The organism is Sporosarcina sp. P13, assembly GCF_002743055.1.
Classification (GTDB): Bacteria; Bacillota; Bacilli; order Bacillales_A; family Planococcaceae; genus Sporosarcina.
Map to the genome: position 1 here is coordinate 1 of NZ_PDYM01000049.1, position 21181 is coordinate 21181.

General features: G+C 40.5%; 20 protein-coding genes and 2 pseudogenes. 16 read left to right on the forward strand and 6 right to left on the reverse strand.

Features of this window, described 5'->3' with window-relative positions; genetic code table 11:
• Positions 1–155: 155 nt before the first annotated feature.
• From CSV79_RS15300 to CSV79_RS15320, 5 genes are all read right to left on the reverse strand, one after another.
• Positions 156–1217 carry an acyltransferase family protein gene (locus CSV79_RS15300; RefSeq protein WP_099689916.1) on the reverse strand — a complete coding sequence of 354 codons (1062 nt, stop codon included), beginning with the start codon at positions 1215–1217 and terminating at the stop codon, positions 156–158.
• A gap of 319 nt (positions 1218–1536) precedes the next feature.
• Complete coding sequence (locus CSV79_RS15305) at positions 1537–3957, reverse strand: ATP-binding protein (protein WP_199171939.1); 2421 nt, start codon at positions 3955–3957, stop codon at positions 1537–1539.
• A 213-nt stretch (positions 3958–4170) separates the two neighbouring features.
• Positions 4171–4890, reverse strand: a complete 720-nt coding sequence (locus CSV79_RS15310; protein ID WP_099689917.1) for a toast rack family protein — start codon at positions 4888–4890, stop codon at positions 4171–4173.
• 279 nt (positions 4891–5169) lie between these two features.
• On the reverse strand, positions 5170–6435 hold the full coding sequence (locus CSV79_RS15315) for an AAA family ATPase (RefSeq protein WP_099689918.1): 1266 nt from the start codon (positions 6433–6435) through the stop codon (positions 5170–5172).
• A gap of 61 nt (positions 6436–6496) precedes the next feature.
• Entirely contained in the window at positions 6497–6847 is a 351-nt protein-coding gene (locus CSV79_RS15320) for a rhodanese-like domain-containing protein (RefSeq protein ID WP_369824996.1), read from the reverse strand.
• A 174-nt stretch (positions 6848–7021) separates the two neighbouring features.
• On the opposite strand from CSV79_RS15320, the gene CSV79_RS15325 reads away from it, so the two are divergent.
• From CSV79_RS15325 to CSV79_RS15340, 4 genes and pseudogenes are all read left to right on the forward strand, one after another.
• Positions 7022–7855: a lipoate--protein ligase family protein gene (locus CSV79_RS15325; RefSeq protein ID WP_099689920.1), complete on the forward strand. Its 834-nt coding sequence runs from the start codon at positions 7022–7024 to the stop codon at positions 7853–7855.
• Positions 7856–8017: 162 nt separating this feature from the next.
• Positions 8018–9460: pseudogene (locus tag CSV79_RS15330) on the forward strand (vitamin B12-dependent ribonucleotide reductase); the annotation flags it as partial.
• A 194-nt stretch (positions 9461–9654) separates the two neighbouring features.
• On the forward strand, positions 9655–10590 hold the full coding sequence (locus CSV79_RS15335) for a restriction endonuclease (protein WP_099689922.1): 936 nt from the start codon (positions 9655–9657) through the stop codon (positions 10588–10590).
• 58 nt (positions 10591–10648) lie between these two features.
• A pseudogene (locus CSV79_RS15340) lies at positions 10649–11767 on the forward strand (vitamin B12-dependent ribonucleotide reductase); the annotation flags it as partial.
• Between the two features lie 57 nt (positions 11768–11824).
• On the opposite strand, the gene CSV79_RS15345 reads toward CSV79_RS15340, so the two are convergent.
• Entirely contained in the window at positions 11825–12811 is a 987-nt protein-coding gene (locus CSV79_RS15345; protein ID WP_099689924.1) for a DUF1385 domain-containing protein, read from the reverse strand.
• 122 nt (positions 12812–12933) lie between these two features.
• On the opposite strand from CSV79_RS15345, the gene CSV79_RS15350 reads away from it, so the two are divergent.
• The 12 genes from CSV79_RS15350 to accC all read left to right on the forward strand — a co-directional run bounded on the left by CSV79_RS15350 (position 12934) and on the right by accC (position 20872).
• On the forward strand, positions 12934–13359 hold the full coding sequence (locus CSV79_RS15350) for a hypothetical protein (protein WP_099689925.1): 426 nt from the start codon (positions 12934–12936) through the stop codon (positions 13357–13359).
• A 72-nt stretch (positions 13360–13431) separates the two neighbouring features.
• Positions 13432–13878: a type II 3-dehydroquinate dehydratase gene (gene aroQ, locus CSV79_RS15355; protein ID WP_099689926.1), complete on the forward strand. Its 447-nt coding sequence runs from the start codon at positions 13432–13434 to the stop codon at positions 13876–13878.
• Positions 13875–14933, forward strand: coding sequence for a M24 family metallopeptidase (locus CSV79_RS15360; RefSeq protein WP_099689927.1), 1059 nt, complete (start codon positions 13875–13877; stop codon positions 14931–14933). Before aroQ ends, CSV79_RS15360 begins: the two co-directional genes overlap by 4 nt.
• A 24-nt stretch (positions 14934–14957) precedes the next feature.
• Positions 14958–15515, forward strand: a complete 558-nt coding sequence (gene efp, locus CSV79_RS15365; RefSeq protein WP_099689928.1) for an elongation factor P — start codon at positions 14958–14960, stop codon at positions 15513–15515.
• A 515-nt stretch (positions 15516–16030) separates the two neighbouring features.
• Positions 16031–16240, forward strand: coding sequence for a stage III sporulation protein AC (locus CSV79_RS15370; protein WP_099689929.1), 210 nt, complete (start codon positions 16031–16033; stop codon positions 16238–16240).
• The gene (locus tag CSV79_RS15375) at positions 16240–16614 is read left to right on the forward strand and encodes a SpoIIIAC/SpoIIIAD family protein (protein WP_099689930.1); all 375 of its coding nucleotides are present in this window, start codon (positions 16240–16242) and stop codon (positions 16612–16614) included. Before CSV79_RS15370 ends, CSV79_RS15375 begins: the two co-directional genes overlap by 1 nt.
• Positions 16615–16651: 37 nt before the next feature.
• A complete protein-coding gene (locus tag CSV79_RS15380; protein WP_099689931.1) occupies positions 16652–17551 on the forward strand; it encodes a stage III sporulation protein AE in 900 nt (299 codons plus the stop codon).
• An 8-nt stretch (positions 17552–17559) separates the two neighbouring features.
• A complete protein-coding gene (locus CSV79_RS16920; protein ID WP_158232565.1) occupies positions 17560–17727 on the forward strand; it encodes a hypothetical protein in 168 nt (55 codons plus the stop codon).
• Positions 17728–17785: 58 nt separating this feature from the next.
• Entirely contained in the window at positions 17786–18214 is a 429-nt protein-coding gene (locus CSV79_RS15385) for a hypothetical protein (RefSeq protein WP_099689932.1), read from the forward strand.
• Entirely contained in the window at positions 18201–18752 is a 552-nt protein-coding gene (locus CSV79_RS15390) for a SpoIIIAH-like family protein (RefSeq protein WP_099689933.1), read from the forward strand. The genes CSV79_RS15385 and CSV79_RS15390 overlap by 14 nt, the downstream gene beginning before the upstream one ends.
• 265 nt (positions 18753–19017) lie before the next feature.
• The gene (accB, locus tag CSV79_RS15395; protein ID WP_099689934.1) at positions 19018–19512 is read left to right on the forward strand and encodes an acetyl-CoA carboxylase biotin carboxyl carrier protein; all 495 of its coding nucleotides are present in this window, start codon (positions 19018–19020) and stop codon (positions 19510–19512) included.
• Positions 19513–19525: 13 nt separating this feature from the next.
• Positions 19526–20872, forward strand: a complete 1347-nt coding sequence (gene accC, locus CSV79_RS15400; RefSeq protein WP_099689935.1) for an acetyl-CoA carboxylase biotin carboxylase subunit — start codon at positions 19526–19528, stop codon at positions 20870–20872.
• The last annotated feature ends 309 nt before the right edge of the window (positions 20873–21181 follow it).

Here is a 21181-nt window from a genome sequence, read left to right on the forward strand (position 1 = left end):
TATCTCAAAAGTTACTTTTATAAATACGTAGTCAAAAAGAAAAATGCATGAAGGAGAAGAATGATCCTTCATGCATTTTTTTGGTTTTGTCCCAACCCCTTTTTCATATAACGAACTTGCGATTGTATTTGTTAATTACACAATAGGATCGGATGTTAATGAGTTGGTACCTGGCTGGTAGTGATCTTTTTATGTGAAAACCCACCAACGAGTACCTTTCCATGCGGTAGATACTTTTGTATGATGATTGAAAATAGGATGGGAATAATCAATCCGAATGCGGTGAACCCAATAATGCCATAGGTAAAGAAATCATTTAACAAAATATCTGTAAAGATGTGCAAGTACATAATTGTCAAAGAGTGTTTCTCGATTTTTTGCAGCCATTTTACTGACAGCAGGGCAGCAATGCGTTGGAATACGCCAACTACTACGAGTGTGAATGAAAGTGGAATGATCAGATCTAGAATGAAATGCTCATAGCGTAAAAATTTCATGCTCAAATGATAGTCAATTATATGAATAGCATCGAGTACAATGGCTACTACACTACCTGTCAATCCCGCGATTAACCATCTCCCCGAAACGTTCATCCAAACACTCTTCATATAATAGCCGAGAGAAAAATAGACGACTGCCATAAGTGCAACATCGATATTCCAAATCATTGGAACTGTTTGAGACGCAGTATCGGGTGCACCACCAATGACACGCATCGCAAAAATACTTTCATAGTGGGCAATGCAATAAGAAATAATCAAAATAATGATTTGTTTCGTGCGGCTAAAGTATGTAGTCAACCATAAAAAGAACAAATACGTAAAGAACAGCGTCGTTACAAACCAAAAGACACCGTACGCACCACGTGCAAAACGGCCGCCGATAACGAGTGTCCAAAAATCATGTACATACCATGATATGTCCGTATTGCCCGAACTAATTTCTATGCCGTAACGAATGAGCGTAATGCTTAAAAGGAAAAACAAATAGGGAACAATCAATTGCATAAATCGTTTATGAATCGATTGCTTCATGAAGCCTTTTTCTAGTACGGGCTTAAAAAACAAACCACTTAAAATAAAGAAGGCTGGCATGTGAAACCAATAAATATACTTAGCTAGTGGGAATTCAAGCTGTCCAGGGTAATGTCCAATGACGACAAGAATCATTAAAAATCCTTTGGCGCCATCTACCCAGGATAAGCGTTTCTTATTCATAATAATGCACCTCAAGAATATTGACGTATTTCCATTGTACAACCTAATTGCAGTCAGGATTGCAATGTAACAAAAAAGACTTAGGATTGTAAGCTAGTTGGAAATAGATAGGAGTATTTTCTTTGTTTATTACGATTGCATGAATAATGTATTACATGCACTTACTTAATTTATCTAGTAGTTTTACAATTAGCGCAAGCCGTAGGAAGATGTTTTTCTACGGCCCTAATTATCTACTAAACGATAGTTTTTTATGGAGATCATATGTTGGACATTGGTAGATTGCTTAGTAACTACCAGTGATCTATCCTATAACGATTCATTTCTCTTGCTCTTTCGCAAACTCCATAAACATTCGTAGCTTTTCTGCAACTTTTCCATAGACAGTGTCTTTCTCATACTCACCACGTTCATCCGGTTGTCCGGCAGGAAGACCAGTTAAAATCTCTATACCTTCTTCAATCGTTTGTACTTTATAAATATGGAACTGTCCATCACGGACGGCCTCAATGACTTCATCATTCAACATTAAGTTTTTAACGTTTTGATGGGGGATGAGTACGCCTTGTGTACCTGTCAATCCTTTGCTTTTACAAACAGTATAAAATCCTTCTATTTTTTCATTCACACCACCAATGGGTTGAATTTCACCGTTTTGATTTACGGAGCCGGTTACCGCTAATCCTTGATCGATTGGGACTTCTGCTAAACTGGACAGAATCGCATACAGCTCTGTGCTTGACGCGCTATCACCGTCTACGCCGCCATAAGATTGTTCAAATGCAATATGTGCAGTCAATACTAATGGATACGTTTGAGCAAACTTTTGCCCTAAATATCCGCCCAATATATAAACACCTTTATTATGAATGTTGCCGCTTAGTTGACTTTCCCTTTCAATATTGACAAAACCTTTCCTTCCCATAAAAGTGGTTGCAGTAATACGTGTGGGTTTACCGAAACGGTATTGCCCTAAATCATAAACGGCCAAGCCATTTACTTGACCTACTTTTTCTCCAACCGTATCAATCAAAATACTTTCTTCATCAATACTTGCTTGAACTTTTTCCTCATATAAGTTTGAACGATAGGTCTTTTCGTGAATAGCTTTTTCAATATGTTTAGCTGAAACGAGGTCGTCTCCCATCATGCTTGCCCATGCATCGGCTTCGTAGATCAGTTCTACTTGGAGATTAAACCGTGTAGATAATTTGTTTTGGTGCCCAGCGAGACGTGCGCTATATTCTATCATTTTTGCGACAGCCGTTCGGTCAAAATGTCGCAGTTTATGTTTTCTGCAATGTGTATGAATAAAGCTTACCAGTCCTGTAATATTTTCCTCGTTGTAATTCATTTCAATATCAAAGTCCACGCGAATTTTAAATAGTTTACGAAAATCTTCCTCATGATTATAGAGAATTTGGTACATGTCCATATTACCAATAATAATTATTTTTACATCTAGGGGAATCGGGGCTGGATTAACCGATGCCGTCGCAATGATGCTTGTGTGCTCGCCTATATTCTCAATTTGAAGTTTATGGGTTAATAAAGCTCTTTTTAATCCTTCCCACGCTTGGCTTTTTGAAAAGATATCTTTCGCTTGAATGATAAGATACCCACCATTTGCATGATGAAGATAGCCTGGTTTGATTTTAGTGAAATCCGTGCTCATAATACCCATTCGGTTTTCATATTCTACCTTGCCAATTAAATTATAAAAAGTAGGATTGTCAGCCGAAATGACGGGCATACCTTCTGTTTCACTATGATCAACGAGCACGTTAATTGTATATTTTTTAAACGCCTGTTGTTCGTCTGTAAACAGAATGCCTAATGGCTTTTCTTCTTGTTTCGATTCATTTGGTAAAAAAACATGAAAGTTTTCTACAAGATCTTTTCGAACGGCTTTTAGGTGATGCATCACTTCAGGGCAATTTTTATAACTCTTTTTTAACTCATCTATATGATAGTCAATAGCGATAAGGGCTGTTTGATGATCAAAGCCAGCTAATGATCTTTTTAACTCCTGTTCAAACTGGTGAATAGATTTTGTGGCATCAAGTATGATTTCTTGTAATTTGACAGAGTTATTTTCTATAGTAGCCAGTTGTTTTTCATCCAATGCGTTGTAGGTTTCTTCACTCAAAGGTTGTCCATCTTCACCCATAGGTATAGTTACAATCGTTGAACCGGACTGTTTGAGCAAAAATCCGTAATCAGTTGCCGTTTGATCGGTCTGTTTATACAGTTGTTCTATCTTTTCTTTATATTTTCGAATGATGGATGTCCGGTTTTTTTGATGATCCTCTTCGGTAAATATACTTGGGATATCTACTTTCAAATCATTTAACAGGTTTTCCATAGACTTTTGAAGTTTCTTACCCAATCCGGCCGATAGTTTTAACACTTTAGGCTTATACTCGTCTTCAAAGTTATTGACATAGCACCAGTCGAAAAGTTTAGCATCTCTGTTAGCAAAGTCATTCACGACTGAATTAACAAAGGATGTTTTCCCGGTGCCTACGTTCCCGCTGACGTATAAATTATATCCAGGTTTATTCACGTGCAGGCCAAAATTCATGACATGACGGGCACGTTGTTGTCCAACGATTGTTGTTAACCTTTCCACTTGCTCGGTTGAGTCGAATGTAAACATGGAGTCATCAACAACTCTTTTTAAATCAGTTGGATCCAAGGCAGTTTTTTGTTTAATAGATTGTCGGTTGGAATTTTCCAATTAAACTCACCTCACTTCAGTATTTTTGTCCCTACTTTCTTTATACCCAAAATAATAGAAATACACGCAGTAAGTAGAAAAAAGACTTTTGAGATCATTTGGTTTAGTAAAGGAAGTGGGAGGAGAGTACATTGTATTCATATAATTTATTAGTAAAAAGCCTTTCATTGTGGAGTGAAAGGCTTTTGGCTGTATAGGTTGCGTTTAGCATGTTTATTCGACTAGGTCTACCTTCAAAGTTCCTACACCTAGATCGACGTCAATTTCGATAGTTGTTCCTTTATTGGTATACGCTTCATTGACATAGATGTTCGTACTTTGTGCGATAAAATCTTTTAATTCAAGTGTTCCAAGTCCTTTATCTACAATCAGTTTGACGCCGGTTTGTTTTGGTAGAATAAGTGTCATCTTTCCAACCCCTAAATTAATATCGCCTTGAAGATTATTCTGCCATTCTCCACTTAAGTCAATAGTGGAGTCACTGACGCCACTATCGATTGTTAAGTTGTTCAGTTGTACTCCGTTCAAGTTCAATGTTGCCTTCGATACGCCCATGTCCACGTCTAAATCAATAGGTATATCATTGGTAAGTTGAATGTCCCAATGGTTTTTTGGTTTGCTTTCATTTAATCGGAAAACTTTAGATTTTTGCTTAACTGTTAGTACACCCATATCTTTTTTAGTAGAATACGTTACGTTAGGAAGAAATTTTTCATCTTTAGAATCAAATATAGCATCTAACCAGTTTGTAGATCCGCCTTGAATGACTAGATCGCCTACATCGAATACGACGTTTACTGCTAGTGATGTAGCTTCATCTTTTTCAATTGTGACTTCACTTTCTGCAGAATTTCCAATGAACCATTGATAACCAATGATGCCTAGAATAAAGAGCACGCCTACGATTAACGCAGCCACTAAAAATTTCTTCATTTTTCCCGCTCCTTTAGATTGGATTCTATTTTCACCTTCATTTCAAAGATGCAGTAAACTTTGGGAGGCTCTACTTATTGAATTTTATTATTATATGTAATCGCGTTGATATATTGACAGATCACAATATTACGTATCCTATGGTCTAAACTTATTTTAAAGTACGGCGAATGAGTGGATCTAGTAGGTAGAGGGAAATACAGTAGAACGTGGGTTTAGATCAACATATAAAAGGGATGCAAAACCATTACGGTATTGCATCCCTTTATGTCTTGAATATCAAAATCCTATTTCTGAACCGCCATCCCAGTCATGACGTGTCGCTTGTCGATGCTGCTTTTGTAATTGCTGGATACGTTCTTCGTAAATAATCATATCATCATAATGATACGTAAGCGCAATGGACATATACAACTCGTTTAACTGTGAGATAGATAAGCCTTTTGTTTGTTTGGCGATAGCTAGTATTTGTGGTGCTTGCAAAATCTGTTTCTTATCGAGTTTTTCGATATATTGTTTCCTCACTTCTTCAGTAGGAGAAGGGATCTCATATGTGCTGTCAAAACGTCCAGCACGGTTAATAAGCGCAGGATCGATTCGTTCAGGATAATTAGTCGTGCCGATGATGAACAGCCCGTCACGGACATGTACGCCGTCTAGAATATTCAAAAATGTGCTTCTCATATGCTCCGGCATGGAGTCGATATCCTCGATCACGAGTATCGCCGGTGCAAGTCGTTCTACAGTCGAAAACACTTCCTGTACAGAATGACTGCCTGTAAATTCAGTAATTTGCCAATATACGACTGGCGCATCTGTTGTTCCTGTGATAGATCGCACGAGTGTTGTCTTACCGTTACCTGGTGAGCCATACAGTAAGATTCCGCGTTTGTATGGAAGACCATATTCTTTAAAAAATGCGCCATCATTCGAAAAGAATTCATCAATTGAACGGAACAATTCATTTTTTAAATGTTCGTCTAGCAACACATCACTACGTTCGATTTGTGCACCCAGTCCGTATGTCTTCTTATCAATACCTTCTTCTGTATCGACCAAATAGGTAATATTCGTCTTCATCGCTTGTCGTTGTAAGTGATTCAACTCTTCTATGAATCGTTTGACGTGCTCAGCTGACGGTGCGAAGACGGTATGTTCTGACCAAGTGGCGCCGGTTGCGACATAGTAGCTAATATTCGCCACTGCGAGTTGATGCTCTGGGAAGAAGAGTAATTGATTATCGATTGTTTCTGCGCTTTGCAGGGCGAAACCATTGGTCGAATCATCTTGTTGGATTTTCACGGTTGGCAGCGTTTGATATAGATGGCAAAGGGATTCATAAGGCAAGCGTTTGTGATGGATTAGCTCTGGAAGCATGGTTTCTGTATAAGAAGAGAATTCCTCTACTTGGATCAGTTTCCAATCAGCAGGTGAGTGTGTGGTGAGTTTGTCTAGAATGGCTTGTATAACGACACCGTAATTTTGATAATGCGGTAACTTTTCATAGTGTGATGCGTCTAAAGGGAGTAAAAATGATGGTTTCATACGTTTTTAAATTCTCCTTTATATATAAGTAGATCCCCCGAAAAAGGAGGATCTATAGTCATTATTTTGATTTGATTTTACCAGACCACTGCTTGAAACCGCCACGTAATTGATAAATTTCTGTGCATCCTTTTTTCTTCAAGAATAAAGCAGCACGGCCTGTACGACTAGTATTTTGATCGTAAAGATAAATGGGCTTATCAGGTCGGATTTCTTTATAGCGCTGTGAAAATTGTGTAAACGGAATATTACGCGCGCCTAAAATATGTCCAGCTTCAAAATCTTTTGGTTCCCGGACATCGATTAACTGCGCTTTCCGGTAGCCTTTAATGAATTCTTCTTGCGTTAACGTAGTGAGTGCTTTCCCCACACGAACGTATGTAGATACAAAATACACGATGACTGCGAGCACTACTGCGCCCAAAAAATAATAACTCAAAAAACTTCCCCCTTTTATCAATATCTCTAGTATAAAGATTTTCTAGCATCAGTTCAATCCTAATGCTAAAATGTAATGCGTTATTGTTTTTTTCGTTGACGATTTCCTATACGATAGATGAATTATGACTTACTAAGGAGAATGACTATGGCACAAGCTGTTTGGCATTATGTGGATTCAGGGAAATGTACACCGTCATATAATATGGCGCTAGATGAAGCGCTTCTTGACTTGCATAGTCGAGGAGAAATTGGACCCGTTCTACGCTTTTATGAATGGTCTCCTGCTACGTTATCGATTGGATATTTCCAACGTATTGAAAAAGATATTGATATGGAGAAAGTGAAAGAGCTTGGGCTGGGGTTTGTCCGTAGACCAACGGGGGGCCGTGGTGTCCTTCATGAGCATGAACTTACATATAGCGTAATTGTTAGCGAGAATTACCCAGGGATGCCCGAAACGGTGACTGAAGCCTATCGTGTCATTTCAGGCGGTTTGCTGGAAGGTTTCCGTAATTTAGGCTTGCAAGCAGAATTTTCTATACCCGATCAAGATGTGACAAATCAGTTAAGAAATCCGAAAAGCGGTGTCTGTTTCGATGCGCCTAGTTGGTATGAATTAGTGGTTGAAGGAAAAAAAGTTGCAGGAAGTGCGCAAACTCGTCAAAAAGGTGTTATTCTTCAACATGGTGCTATTTTACTGAGCCTTGATGTTGATAAGCTGACATCAATTTTTACGTATTCATCAGAAGCGTTAAAAGAACGTGTCCGCAGAACGTTACCGGATCGAGCAATTGCGATTGATCGTCTGTCGGATCGTGAGATTACGATTGATGAATGTAAAGTTGCATTTTCACAAGGATTTGAAAAGTCGCTCGATATCACATTGGAGCCACTTGAATTGACGGATGAACAAATGGAATTAGTGCGTCGAATCGAGAAAGAAAAATATGCTAATGATGACTGGAATTTCAAAAAGTAAAGTTAGGGCTTTTGTTTTATTTTTTTTGCGAAATGTCGATATATCAACTGTTTCCCATTTTGAAGGGGATGTTGTCCATTGACATTTTTTCAATATGTAGTAGATTAATAAGTAATAACAACACTAGATGTTGTGTTTGGTGAAATTGAAGGAGGATGTTATATGGTTACGATGTCTAAAAAAGGCGAACCATTTTTGAACAAACAGCAGTTGAATGAGGACATTGAAAAATTCCCACAAGTGCATCCGATTACGGAAGATATGAAGCTGACGCATAGCGGCGTATCCCGTCTAGTCATGATTGATCGTTATTCATTTAAGGATATGGAAAAGAAGACATTGAAAGTTGGGGATTTTGTTGTTCTGACGGTTCGTGAAGATCCGAAATTTCCTGCGCGTGGGCTAGGGTATATTACAGCACTCGATTTGGAAGCTGGCAAAGCCGATATTTGGATTGAAGAAGAGTTTCGTTCATCCATCAATGATGCGGACGAGCAGCTTAAAGGAACGATTACTCGTCCGCTAGATGTGCTTGAAAAGCCATTGGAAGTTTTTTATGAGCAAATCGCTAAACGTAATGCAACAGGCTTAGCTTCTGTTGAAACGACAGAAGAAGGACGAGTACAGTCGTATGAGCGATTTTATGACCAGTTAAAAGACTTGAACTTCATTCCGGCTGGACGCGTACTGTATGGTGCAGGTTCGGATACGGATGTTACATTTTTTAACTGTTACGTCATGCCGTTTGTTCCAGATTCACGCGAAGGAATTTCTGATCACCGCAAGCAAGTGATGGAGATTATGAGTCGTGGCGGTGGTGTTGGTACGAATGGTTCAACATTGCGTCCACGTAATACATTGGCACGCGGTGTCAACGGTAAATCATCTGGTTCCGTTTCATGGCTCGACGATATCGCAAAACTTACACATTTAGTGGAGCAGGGCGGATCAAGACGTGGTGCTCAAATGATTATGTTAGCTAACTGGCACCCGGATATTTGTGAATTTATCATCTCCAAGATGCAGAATCCGCGGATTTTGCGGTATTTGATCGAAAATACGGAAGATGAAATGATTAAGAAATTGGCACATGAAAAATTGAATTTCAAACCACTGACAGCACAAGAAGAAGCAATGTACCAAGGGATTACGAATTATAAACACATTCCAGGTCAAGGTGGTTTCAATGCAGCGATTATTCGTGATGCAGAGTTGAAACTGCAAGATGGCGGAACATACACTGTTCATAATCCTGAATTCTTAACAGGTGCGAATATTTCTGTAACGTTGACGGATGATTTCATGAAAGCTGTAGAAGAAGATGCAACATACGATCTTCGTTTCCCAGCAGTTGAAAATTATTCTCCTGAAGAAATGAAGCATTACAATGAAAAATGGCATGAAGTGGGCGATGTACGTGAATGGGAACGTCTTGGACATGATGTTCGCGTCTATCGTACAATCAAAGCTCGTGCGTTATGGGATCTAATCAATATTTGTGCTACGTATTCAGCAGAACCAGGCATTTTCTTTATTGATAATGCGAATGACGAAACGAATGCGAAAGCGTACGGACAGCAAGTAGTAGCGACGAATCCGTGTGGTGGAGTTCGCCTCACGTTAAAAATTGCGGGATGAAGCGGGAAAGCTGAGATGCCAATCCGAACCGAAGGCTGGAAGTAAAGTTCTAGTCAGGGGCAACGCATACCTGGTGATCCTGATTACTTATAATCAGACTATAATCCAGGCACGAGACCGCAACACTGCCTGATAACTTTCCAAAAAGGGTGATATTAAATTTGAACAGAGGATACGCAGGGTTTTATAAAGGTTTTTATTTAAGAAGCTCTTATGAATATGCCTATGCTGTCTATTTGGATCAATTTAACATACCTTGGAGCTTTGAAGATCAGAACTTTGAAGTTCATGGAAAAGTTTATAAACCAGATTTTTTCTTTTATGACAAACAAGGAAGTCTTGAGAAGATAGTCGAAATTAAGTCACGAAATAAAAAAGAAATTGAATTGGCTAGAGAAAAATTAGATTATATTAAAGCTCAGTATCAAATAAAAACAGAATTAATTTCCTATGAAGAATTAATGAAAATATACGAGACTATGCCAATGACGTTAAATTCAGTCATCAAACATTGGATTACCTCAGATAATACTACGATCCATAAAGCTGTGTCAGGTAGGTTAAATGCTCACTATGGATTAAGACATTCTGAGGACTCTAAAAAGAAAATAGGGGAACATACCAAGAAACTATGGGATGGAGATTCCCTTTCTAAAAAGAAAATGATTGATGGATTACGTAAATCTGGTTTATCTCAAAAAGGGAAAATTAAAACTGAACGTGAAATTAGATACTGTGCGCTATGTTTCGATGAATTTACTGTTATGGTTACTTCTACACAAAAATATTGTGGTCAACAATGCTCGGGTCAATTAGCTATTCGCATAGCAACTGACTCATATGTTAAAAGTAGAAATTCTATACATCGAAATATTAAGGAATATATAATCCAATGGACTAGTGAAAATAAAGAATTAGTTCTCTCAACACCTTTCAATAAAATAAATTCGACTATTACACCCTTAACCAACGAGATTTTTTCTCGGTATGGTGTAAAAGATATGAGGGTAATATCTAAGGCTGTCTTTGGTGAAGATAAAGGAAGAAAAGAATTACTTAGGTTTATGAAAAAGTTATGCAGTGAAAATGTATGCTGAACTTACAGGAAGACAACTGTAAGAACTAGAGGATAAAAAGCCTTTAGGATAACAACTGGAACAACCACTCGCACCATACTCCGTCTGTAATTTAGCAGCAGTCAATCTTGCAGAAATGGCGGATAAAGAAACGAAAGCAGTAAACTTTGAGAAATTGAAAGAAACTGTCAAGACAGGTGTACGTATGCAAGACAACGTTATTGATGCGACACCATATTTCTTAGAAGACAATAAAGTACAAGCCCTTGGCGAACGCCGTGTAGGACTTGGTGTTATGGGACTTGCTGACCTTCACATCTATTGTGAAAAAGAATACGGCTCTCCTGAAGGTAATCAATTAGTTGACGAAGTATTTGAAACAATCGCAACTACAGCTTACCGTGAGTCCATCGAGCTTGCGAAAGAAAAGGGAAGTTTCCCATTCTTGATCGGTAAGACAGATGAAGAAACGAAAGCTTTACGTCAAGCGTTTATTAACTCAGGCTTTATGAAACGTATGCCAGAAGATATTCGACAAGCGATTCTAGAACATGGTATTCGCAACTCACATCTTCTAACTGTTGCTCCAACGGGATCTACTGGAACAATGGTAGGCGTTTCTACAGGCCTTGAACCTTATTTCTCCTTCACATATTACCGCAGCGGACGTCTCGGTAAGTTTATCGAAGTAAAAGCAGAAATCGTGGAAGAGTATTTGCAAGCTAATCCAGAGGCAGATCCGAATAACTTGCCTGAATGGTTTATTTCATCAATGGAACTTGCACCAGAAGCGCATGCGGATGTGCAATGTATCATTCAGCGCTGGATTGATAGCTCAATTTCGAAAACAGTTAACGCACCACGTGGCTATACAGTGGAACAAGTAGAGAGCGTGTATGAAAGATTGTATAAAGGCGGAGCGAAAGGTGGCACGGTGTATGTTGACGGTAGCCGTGATTCACAAGTTCTGACGCTAAAAGCAGAAGAAAACATTCCCGATACGGAAGAAATCGTTGAAGTAACAGAACAGCCGAAAGTTGTGCTTGTGAACACAATCCAAGCATTGCGTTCGACAAACGTTACGATCGGTTCTGAAGTAGGAGACACTTGCCCAGTTTGTAGACAAGGGACGGTCGAGGAAATCGGTGGCTGCAACACATGTACGAATTGCCAAGCGCAGTTAAAGTGCGGATTGTAAAATAAAGAAAAATCCCCCGCAAAATATCAGTGGAAACTGACTTTGCGGGGGATTTTTTTAGATTGTTACAGGTTTCTGTTCATCAACTGTCTCTGTTTCCAGTTCAACTTTTTCGTTCAACACACTGACACCGTATTGTTCGACTTCTAATAATTTTTCAAAAGAAGCAATGGCGACTTCGACTTGTTGATCGTCTGGCTCTTTTGTCGTGAGCAATTGCAACCACAGTCCAGGATAACCTAAGTATCGAAGCACGGGCACATTTCGTACTGCATTCGTCAACTGCAATACTTCAAACGACACACCAAGCACAACAGGAATCAATAGAATCCGGTTGACGACACGCAACCATAGCGGATCAGTTGGTACGAAGAAGTAAATGAACATCCCGACAATTACCGTAAATAATATGAAGCTACTACCACAACGATAATGTAAACGAGATTGCGATTGTACATTTTCAACGGTCATAGCCAAATTATTTTCATAGTTGTTAATGACTTTATGTTCCGCACCGTGATATTGGAACACTCGTTTGATGAGCGGTGTCATCGAAATTAATCCGATATACGTCAGTAATAAAATAAGTTTGAAAAGACTTTCAAGCATAATTTGCGCTGTTTTACCTGGCGCGATTGGTTGGAATAACTCCGCTAAGAAAACCGGAACCAATGTGAATACAAACTTACTGAATAAAAATGTTAAGACACCAATAGCCGCCACGCCAAGAAACATCGTTAGTTTGGACGTTTCCTCTTCTTTTACTTCGACTTCTTCACCTGGCATCACATCATAGCGATCACTTGCGAACGTCAAATGCTTTGAACCATTTCCCGCAGATTCAATCAATGCTACAATCCCGCGCACAAATGGAATCTTCTTAAGCTTTGACCGAACGGGATGTGACTCCCTTGGTACATGATAAAACTCAATGGAATCATCTTTTCTTCGAATAGCCGTAACTGTATCTTTCTTTCCGCCAAACATCACACCTTCTATAAGTGCTTGACCTCCGTATGCGGGAGGAGTTTTTGATTTGCTCATTACATACCCACACTTTCTGTCGTTAGAAACGATATCTCTAGTGTACTAAAAAAACGGTAAATACACCATTCAGATGTTTAAAAATGATAGAAAAATCCGACACTGTTAGGGGAGGTATTGTCATGAAAATTACTGCAACTCAATTTTGGACAGCTGCAATGGCTGCGTTCTTGACTGTTATTTCATTAAAATTCTTGAAAGTCTTTAAATTTATCAAATGGTCGCCAATCGGGTGGACTACCAAATTTCAAATGTTTGCGACGACACCTGCTTGGTTTAAGTGGATTTTACTATGGGTACTTTGTTTCGCGCTATTTTTCCTTCTTTATTCGATTACGCTCCTCACATCGAAAATTCCACCGAGCGTAACGTCACTCATTGTCACGGTTATCGCACTATTTTGTATCGAGTGGATAATCCACATAAAAGCGGATCTAACGATGACGCAATTTATCAAAAAAGTGTCTATTCCGTTTGCGTGCCTGCTCGCCATAATTAACCGCTTCGTCATAGGTACGTCCGTCTACATGAAAAAATCTTTCGGGTAGTCAAATAGAAATAGTTTGTCCGTTCTCCTCATTGTGCTAAAATAGGAAAGAAAATAAACGGGAGGGGATCAGATGGAACTGTTACTGTTAAACGGTCCAAACTTGAACCGATTAGGCAAAAGAGAACCAGACATCTATGGTGCGGAAACATTGACGGACATCGAGAATCGAATTCAGCGACTTGCTGAACAATCGGATATCTCACTATCTTGTTTCCAATCAAATATAGAAGGCGAACTTATTAATCGGATCCATGATGCGGGAGACAAAGGAATTGACGGTATCATCTTCAATCCGGGCGCATTTACGCACTATAGTATCGCCTTGCGTGACGCGATTGCTTCTATAGATGTACCGGTAATCGAAGTCCACATCTCGAATATACATACCCGAGAAGAATTCCGGCACACATCTGTTATTGCACCCGTAGCGGCAGGACAGCTCTGTGGTTTCGGGACAGCGGGCTATGATCTCGCCTTCCAAGCGTTTCTGTTAAAACGGGGGGAGAGCGACTCATGAAAATCGAAAAACTTCGTAAATTATTGGAAGAACAACAACTAGATGCCTTACTCATTACAAATCCGTATAACCGCCGCTACATGACGGACTTCACGGGTTCTGCTGGGACAGCGATTATCTCCCGAAATGATGCGCTATTCATCACGGACTTTCGTTATATGGAACAAGCGAATGAGCAACTGACAGGCTACCGGATCGTCCAACATACCGGTACAATGATTCAAGAAATCGCCAATCAAGTGAAAGAAATGAAAATCACGACACTTGGCTTCGAAAAAGAACATGTAAGCTATAGCCAATTCGAAATGTATGAGAAGACGGTTAAAGCGCAATTAGTACCGGTCGCAGGCTTGGTAGAAAAGCTTCGCCTTATTAAAACACCTAAGGAAATCGAAGTATTAAAACAAGCGGCATCGATTGCAGATGCAGCATTCGTCCATATTTGTTCGGTCATAAAAGCAGGTAAAACAGAACTTGAAATCGCCAATGAACTGGAATTTTTTATGCGCACACAAGGCGCAACATCTTCTTCATTCGACATAATTGTCGCTTCTGGCGAAAGAGGGGCTTTACCGCATGGGGTTGCATCTGATAAAGTGATTGAGTCTGGTGATTTTGTTACAATGGATTACGGTGCGCTCTTTAATGGATACATCTCTGATATTACGAGAACGGTTGCTGTCGGAGAACCTTCTGCAAAACTACGTGAAATCTACGAAGTGACGTTGCATGCGCAGCAGTTAGGCGTAGAAAAGATCAAGCCTGGCATGACAGGTATCGAAGCGGACGCGATTACACGCGACTATATTAAGTCAAAAGGCTATGGAGATGCATTTGGACATTCGACAGGTCACGGAATCGGAATGGAAGTTCACGAAGCGCCTGCTTTGTCATTCCGCTCAGAAACGGTGTTAGTGCCCAATATGGCGGTAACAGTAGAACCGGGAATTTACTTGCCGGGAATCGGTGGCGTACGGATTGAAGATGATATTCTTATTACAGAAACCGGTAATGAACGATTGACAAAGTCTACTAAAGAACTGCTTATTTTATAATCGGATAATAATGGAGGAATACGAATGATTTCAGTAAACGAATTTCGTACAGGACTAACAATTGAAGTAGATGGAGATATTTGGCGCGTAATGGAATTCCAACACGTTAAGCCAGGAAAAGGTGCAGCATTCGTTCGTTCAAAGTTGCGTAATCTACGCTCAGGCAACGTCAACGAAAAGACGTTCCGTGCAGGTGAAAAAGTAGCAAAGGCACAAATCGATAACCGTCGTATGCAGTACTTGTATGCGGATGGAGACGATCATGTCTTCATGGACAATGAATCATACGAGCAAATTGAACTGAACGAATCTCAGCTTGAATATGAATTGAAGTTCTTGAAAGAGAATATGGAAGTTCACGTCATCACGTACAAAGAAGAAGTACTTGGTGTTGAATTACCAATAACAGTTACGCTTCAAGTAGCTGAAACAGAGCCGGGTATCAAGGGCGACACAGCGAGCGGTGGATCAAAACCAGCGAAAATGGAAACTGGCGTTGTTGTACAAGTTCCATTCTTCGTCAACCAAGGCGATATGTTGGTCATCAACACAGAAGAAGCAGAATACGTTTCTCGCGCATAATCTTACACCAAACACACGAGGTAATTTACTCGTGTGTTTTTTAGTTTGTGATGAAAAGAGTGGGAGAAGAGAAATGTGACCGTTTCACTGCGTTCCAGGCGGACGCGTTCGGAAGGGCCCGCGGTGAGCCAACCGTTCGCAAGCTCCCCTGGTTGTCTCACCTGTCGGGCTGATCCTTCCCGAGTCGCCGCCTTGCACTACGCTTCACTAGTGTTTTCATCTGAAGACAGCTAGTTAGATCAGTTCTTTAGCTTTGTACTTTGTCTTTTCATTTGCATTTAAAATGATGAAGAACCAATACTAAGTCACTCAATAACTACAATGGACTTTATAAGTACTTGCCATCTATATATAGGATTGGAGCGTCCGCCTCTGCAGCTCCAATCCCGGACGGCTCACTAATTAATATTTTTCTAGATTCCCAAATACACGAGGAAAGATCTCGTGTTTTTTTTCGTCTTTGCATATCTAGTGACTGAGCTTCATAGAGTAGAGCATGGAGGAGGCGTAGTGGGATGGAATTGAATGACTTATTGCGCATCGCCGGCGTCGGATTGGTAATAGGGGTATTGCATGTCTTCTTTGAGCAAACCGGTAAAAAGGACTTTTCATTCTTTCTCTTTTTCCTGGCGTATCTGTACATCTCGATTGAATTGCTGATGTTTCTCCGTGTGTTTTTTACGGAAATCACTGAATTCTTCAGCTGGTTATCTATGGCGATGTAATGGCAGTTCTCTTTCAACTATTCATCATCTATATCGTGTTGCTGTTACTGTCATTCGCGGTCCCAAGTCTGCATCCGATTCTGTATACGACACTATTTTTAATGGTGGCGGTGTATGTACTTTTCACAGTTCTCGTACCGTTTGCGCGCACGTTACTAGCACTTGTGGAAAAACTGCCAGCACCGACCATGTTACTAGTAGTCAGCGCGGGATTGTATTATATGGCGGAACTACTGGCATCGCAGATGAAGGATGAAGGATATGGAGCGTTCGGCCAATTATTTCAGACTGTCATGAAAATTGTCATCCTTACCCTATGGTTTCCGTCCATTAGCCAATTAATCGAAACCATTTATACGCTAATCCCGTGGTGAAATCAGAAACTAAACGAACGAATGGACGAGACAGCCTATGCCGGAATTTCTGAATGACATCATTGCAGGTGTACTAGGCCCTTTTCTTGTATTACTCATACTGTTGTTGTTAACGTCGCTGATTGATTTTTTTCTTCCCGCGTTCCAAAAATGGACGAGATTTCTGTTACTAATGATGATTCTCGTGTTATTAATCGAACCCGCAACGGAGAGCTTTCAACAAATTCAACTCATTACGCATTCCATTGCATCGCTTTTTCTCGGGATGTATCCACTCATCGCAGCTATGATCTTAGCTTCCGGTGCCACGTTTGGTGTCGTGAATTTCCAGCCAGCGATGCTGCTATTCGCGCAAGGGGCTGTCGTGTTTGCGGAGAAGTTTTTATTGCCCGTGCTATTGACAGCTCTGTTACTTGATATTCTAACGCGTCTCATGCCTGAAATCGTTTTTACGCGAATGGCTGATTTACTTCGGACGTCGTTACTGGCGATTGTCTCAGCGATGGTCGCAGCGTATTCGATTTTTATCACAGCTGGCGGGGCATTGTCATGGACGGTGAGCGGTGCGCTGAATGAACCATTAAAAGAGTTGATCAAACAGAATATTCCGCTAATAGGTTCGTTGTTGACGGATACGCTTGGTTCGATTGGTCGCTATTCGTCCAGCGCAACAGCATATATTAGCGTCTGGCTGTTGTTTTCGATTTGGACAATCGCTTTATTACCCGCTCTCAAGATTTTACTCATTGCTTTTTTATACCGCTGGACTGCTGCGATCATTGAACCTTTTAGTCAAAAAGAAGTAAGTGGTTTGCTGGACGATATTGGCCGAACATTATTTGTTCTGTGCTCGATTTCCTTTCTGTTATCGTTTGCGTTCATCTACACGACGATTTTTATCGTGACGTTTATCAAGTTGATGACGCTTGGGAAATGAGGGGCGAGATGAATCTTTTTTTAGTGGGACTGACAAATTTAGTGTTGCTGGCGTTAGTTATACAGTTAGTCGCTACCGCAGACATGGAGAAAATCTTTCTTCCATTAATCAAACTCGCGATTGCTTGTTGGATTATACAGTTTTTATTGCAGATGGCAGGTCATAAGTTGCTGTAACTCTACATAGTATGCAAATGTAGAATTCGTTTTCAGTAGAGTCATTCAAGAGTTGGTGATGGCTTTGGAAAAACCAGCAGGGAAGTCTAATTTGTTGGTAATCGGTTTGTTGATGCTTGTCTTTGGCATAATTTGGATCACGAGTATGGGGCTAGGAGGCGAAAAACAGAGTAAAGAAGAGAAACGCATGCTGTCAAGTTTAGAAGAAACGCTTGAGCAAATGGAAGGGCTAGGTAAAGTCACCGTCTACTTTCATTATGACGAAAAAGAATCTGAGAATTCGTTAGCAGGCTACTTTTCGATTTCGTCTAACGCTACGAAAGAGAGTTCTCCGTTAAAAGGACTACTTGTCGTGGCGGAAGGAGCAGAAGATCCAACGGTTAGAAACGGGCTCTCACAGCTATTAGCCAATGTCCTACAACTGCCTGAACATCGTATTGTTATCGTGGAAATGAAGAAAAGGGGGAATCATCTTGAAAACAAATAAACGTACAGTGTGGTTTTTAACATTACTTAGTCTGGTCGCAGTGATTTCTATCTACTATGTGAAAAAAGAGGCGCCTATGCCGTTTGACGGAATTGCGATCTTTACGAAAGAAACGAAAGATGCGACAAAGTTACTTGAAAAAGATGGCAAGTCAGAGGAAGTAAAGCCGGTCTTCGCTGAGTCCTACATCTTCCAAGATATGCGCATGGAAGTACGCAACGAACGCAGTGAGATGGTCGAGCAACTGACAACAAAAATGACATCATCAGATTACTCAGCGGAACAGAAGAATGAAATCTTCAATGAAATTGCGGATCTACGAAAAATAAGCTCTACAGAAGCCTTGATGGAAATGCAAATCCAAGCACTAGGCTATCCGGAAGTGTTTGTACGAGCAGAAGATGAACGAGTAAATGTAACTGTGTTATCAACAGAAAGCCACTCACCGAAAATGGCAGCTGAAATTACACAGTACATTATGTCGAGTTGGGATGGCGCGCAAACGGTTAAAGTAGACTTCGCAGAGACGAAAGAATAAACTGAGTAACCAGTAGCCGAAAAAGGGCTGCTGGTTTTTTAGGGATTATTTTCGTAGTATGAGTAAATATGTAAATGAGTTAACCGGGAGTCGTTGCCGAGGTGACGCATAGCTGTGAAAGATGATGTAAACAAGTAAAATTTGGCAAATCATCTGTAATTTTCATTAATTATAGAATAATTTGCGATTTTGCTATTCCAAATTTATTGTAAAACGTCTATCATAGTAAATGATAGGAAGAAAACAATAGTCAGGAGAATCAGATATGTTAAAAATTCAAGAAATTCGCGAAATCATTAAGCTTATCGATCAGTCATCCATCCAGCAGTTTACTTTTGAAGCAGACGGCGGGAAAATCAAACTCGAGAAAAATGCAGGTATAGTAGTGGCAGAAGCGGCACCAGCACCAGTTGCAGCACCAGCTCCAGTAGCAGCACCAGCAGCGGCGCCAGCACCAGCTGCAACACCAGCTCCAGCAGTTGAAGCAGCACCGGCTCCGGAAGTGGCAGAAGATGCTACATTGCACAAAATTACTTCACCAATGGTTGGAACATACTATCAAGCGTCATCACCTGATGCAGCAGCATACGTTAAAAAAGGCGATAAAGTAACGGCTGAATCTATCGTATGTATCGTTGAAGCAATGAAACTATTTAATGAAATTGAAGCAGAAGTATCCGGAGAAATCGTTGAAATTTTAGTGCAAGACGGTCAACTTGTGGAATACGGACAACCTTTATTCCTCGTCAGAGAGAACTAAGGGGGGCTAACTAATGAAAAAAGTATTAATTGCAAACCGTGGAGAAATTGCGGTACGAATTATTCGTGCGTGTAAAGAAATGGGTATCAAAACAGTCGCTGTTTATTCTGAAGCAGATGCTGAAGCGTTACACGTTCAATTAGCAGACGAAGCGTATTGTATTGGACCACGTTTATCAACCGACAGTTATTTGAACTTCTCTAACGTCATCAGTGTAGCGAAAGCAACTGACTGTGACGGGATCCATCCTGGTTATGGTTTCCTTGCAGAAAATGCTAGCTTTGCTGAGTTATGTGAAGAAGTAAATATTGAATTTATCGGACCTACTTCGGAAGCGATTTCAAAAATGGGTACGAAAGACGTTGCGCGTAATACAATGGCAGAGGCTGGCGTTCCAATCGTTCCTGGTTCAGATGGACTTGTGGACAATGCAGAACACGGGCTTGAAATTGCAAAAAGTATCGGTTTCCCAGTGATCATCAAAGCAACAGCTGGTGGTGGCGGTAAAGGAATCCGTGTCGCACAGAATGAGGACGAGCTAGTTAAGGGCATTAACATTACACAAAAAGAAGCGGCAGCCGCATTCGGTAACCCTGGAGTTTATCTTGAAAAGTACATTGAAGTATTCCGCCACGTGGAAGTTCAAGTACTCGCTGATAAATTCGGCAACACAATCCACTTAGGGGAACGTGATTGTTCAATCCAGCGTCGTATGCAAAAGTTAGTGGAAGAAGCTCCATCGCCAGCGATCTCACCTGTACTTCGTAAAGAAATGGGTGAAGCGGCAGTTAAGGCAGCTAAAGCTGTTAACTATCGCGGAGCAGGTACGGTAGAATTCATCTTCGACCATATTAACCAAAAGTTCTACTTCATGGAAATGAATACACGAATTCAAGTAGAACATACGATTACAGAAATGATCACAGGTGTTGATTTGGTTCAACAGCAGTTACGGGTAGCCTCTGGTGAAAAGTTAACGATCAAGCAAAAAGATATCGTGCTTAATGGATGGTCTATTGAGTGTCGGATCAATGCTGAAAATGCTGAAAAGAATTTCATGCCGTCTCCAGGTCAAGTGACAATGTACTTACCACCAGGTGGTTTTGGTGTACGTGTCGATTCAGGAGTGTATCCTGGCTATACAATCCCGCCGTTTTACGACTCAATGGTCGCAAAACTTATCGTTCATGCGGATACGCGTGAGCAAGCGGTCGCTCGGATGAAACGCGCGCTCGACGAATTCGTCGTAGAAGGCGTTCATACAACGATTCCGTTCCATGCGAACTTGATGGATCACGAAGTTTTCCAATCAGGTGATTTTGATACGAAGTTCTTAGAGAAATATGACATAATGAAATAATCGGAAGGGTTGTCCAGGAGGTCGTAGCTTACGATTTCCTGCGACGGCTTTTTTTGTGTTGGGGCGTTGCTCGACTTTTTTATGGTACTAAAGTTAATGAAGGTCAGCTTTCTATTATCGCTGCGGCACGTGGGGGATTGCCTCCCGCCATGAGCCAGCTAGCGAAGTGCGTGCTAGTTGTCTCATGGCTTCGGCTGACCCCGCAGTTGTGCCTTCGCTTATTGAGTACAGAGTCGTTATGGTAGTCTTTGGTACAAGGAAAAACCATTTTGTGTTTTGTCGTTGCTCGACTTACTTCCGATACTGAAG

Bases quoted from the DNA above. Each gene is read 5' to 3' on its own strand.
- aroQ (WP_099689926.1), top strand. From the start codon at position 13,432: ATGGAACTGTTACTGTTAAACGGTCCAAACTTGAACCGATTAGGCAAA.
- CSV79_RS15325 (WP_099689920.1), top strand. From the start codon at position 7,022: ATGGCACAAGCTGTTTGGCATTATGTGGATTCAGGGAAATGTACACCG.
- CSV79_RS15345 (WP_099689924.1), bottom strand. From the start codon at position 12,811: ATGAGCAAATCAAAAACTCCTCCCGCATACGGAGGTCAAGCACTTATA.
- CSV79_RS15370 (WP_099689929.1), top strand. From the start codon at position 16,031: ATGGAATTGAATGACTTATTGCGCATCGCCGGCGTCGGATTGGTAATA.
- CSV79_RS15300 (WP_099689916.1), bottom strand. From the start codon at position 1,217: ATGAATAAGAAACGCTTATCCTGGGTAGATGGCGCCAAAGGATTTTTA.
- CSV79_RS15360 (WP_099689927.1), top strand. From the start codon at position 13,875: ATGAAAATCGAAAAACTTCGTAAATTATTGGAAGAACAACAACTAGAT.
- CSV79_RS15385 (WP_099689932.1), top strand. From the start codon at position 17,786: ATGGCTTTGGAAAAACCAGCAGGGAAGTCTAATTTGTTGGTAATCGGT.
- accB (WP_099689934.1), top strand. From the start codon at position 19,018: ATGTTAAAAATTCAAGAAATTCGCGAAATCATTAAGCTTATCGATCAG.
- accC (WP_099689935.1), top strand. From the start codon at position 19,526: ATGAAAAAAGTATTAATTGCAAACCGTGGAGAAATTGCGGTACGAATT.
- CSV79_RS15380 (WP_099689931.1), top strand. From the start codon at position 16,652: ATGCCGGAATTTCTGAATGACATCATTGCAGGTGTACTAGGCCCTTTT.
- CSV79_RS15350 (WP_099689925.1), top strand. From the start codon at position 12,934: ATGAAAATTACTGCAACTCAATTTTGGACAGCTGCAATGGCTGCGTTC.
- CSV79_RS15315 (WP_099689918.1), bottom strand. From the start codon at position 6,435: ATGAAACCATCATTTTTACTCCCTTTAGACGCATCACACTATGAAAAG.
- CSV79_RS15310 (WP_099689917.1), bottom strand. From the start codon at position 4,890: ATGAAGAAATTTTTAGTGGCTGCGTTAATCGTAGGCGTGCTCTTTATT.
- CSV79_RS15375 (WP_099689930.1), top strand. From the start codon at position 16,240: ATGGCAGTTCTCTTTCAACTATTCATCATCTATATCGTGTTGCTGTTA.
- efp (WP_099689928.1), top strand. From the start codon at position 14,958: ATGATTTCAGTAAACGAATTTCGTACAGGACTAACAATTGAAGTAGAT.
- CSV79_RS16920 (WP_158232565.1), top strand. From the start codon at position 17,560: ATGAATCTTTTTTTAGTGGGACTGACAAATTTAGTGTTGCTGGCGTTA.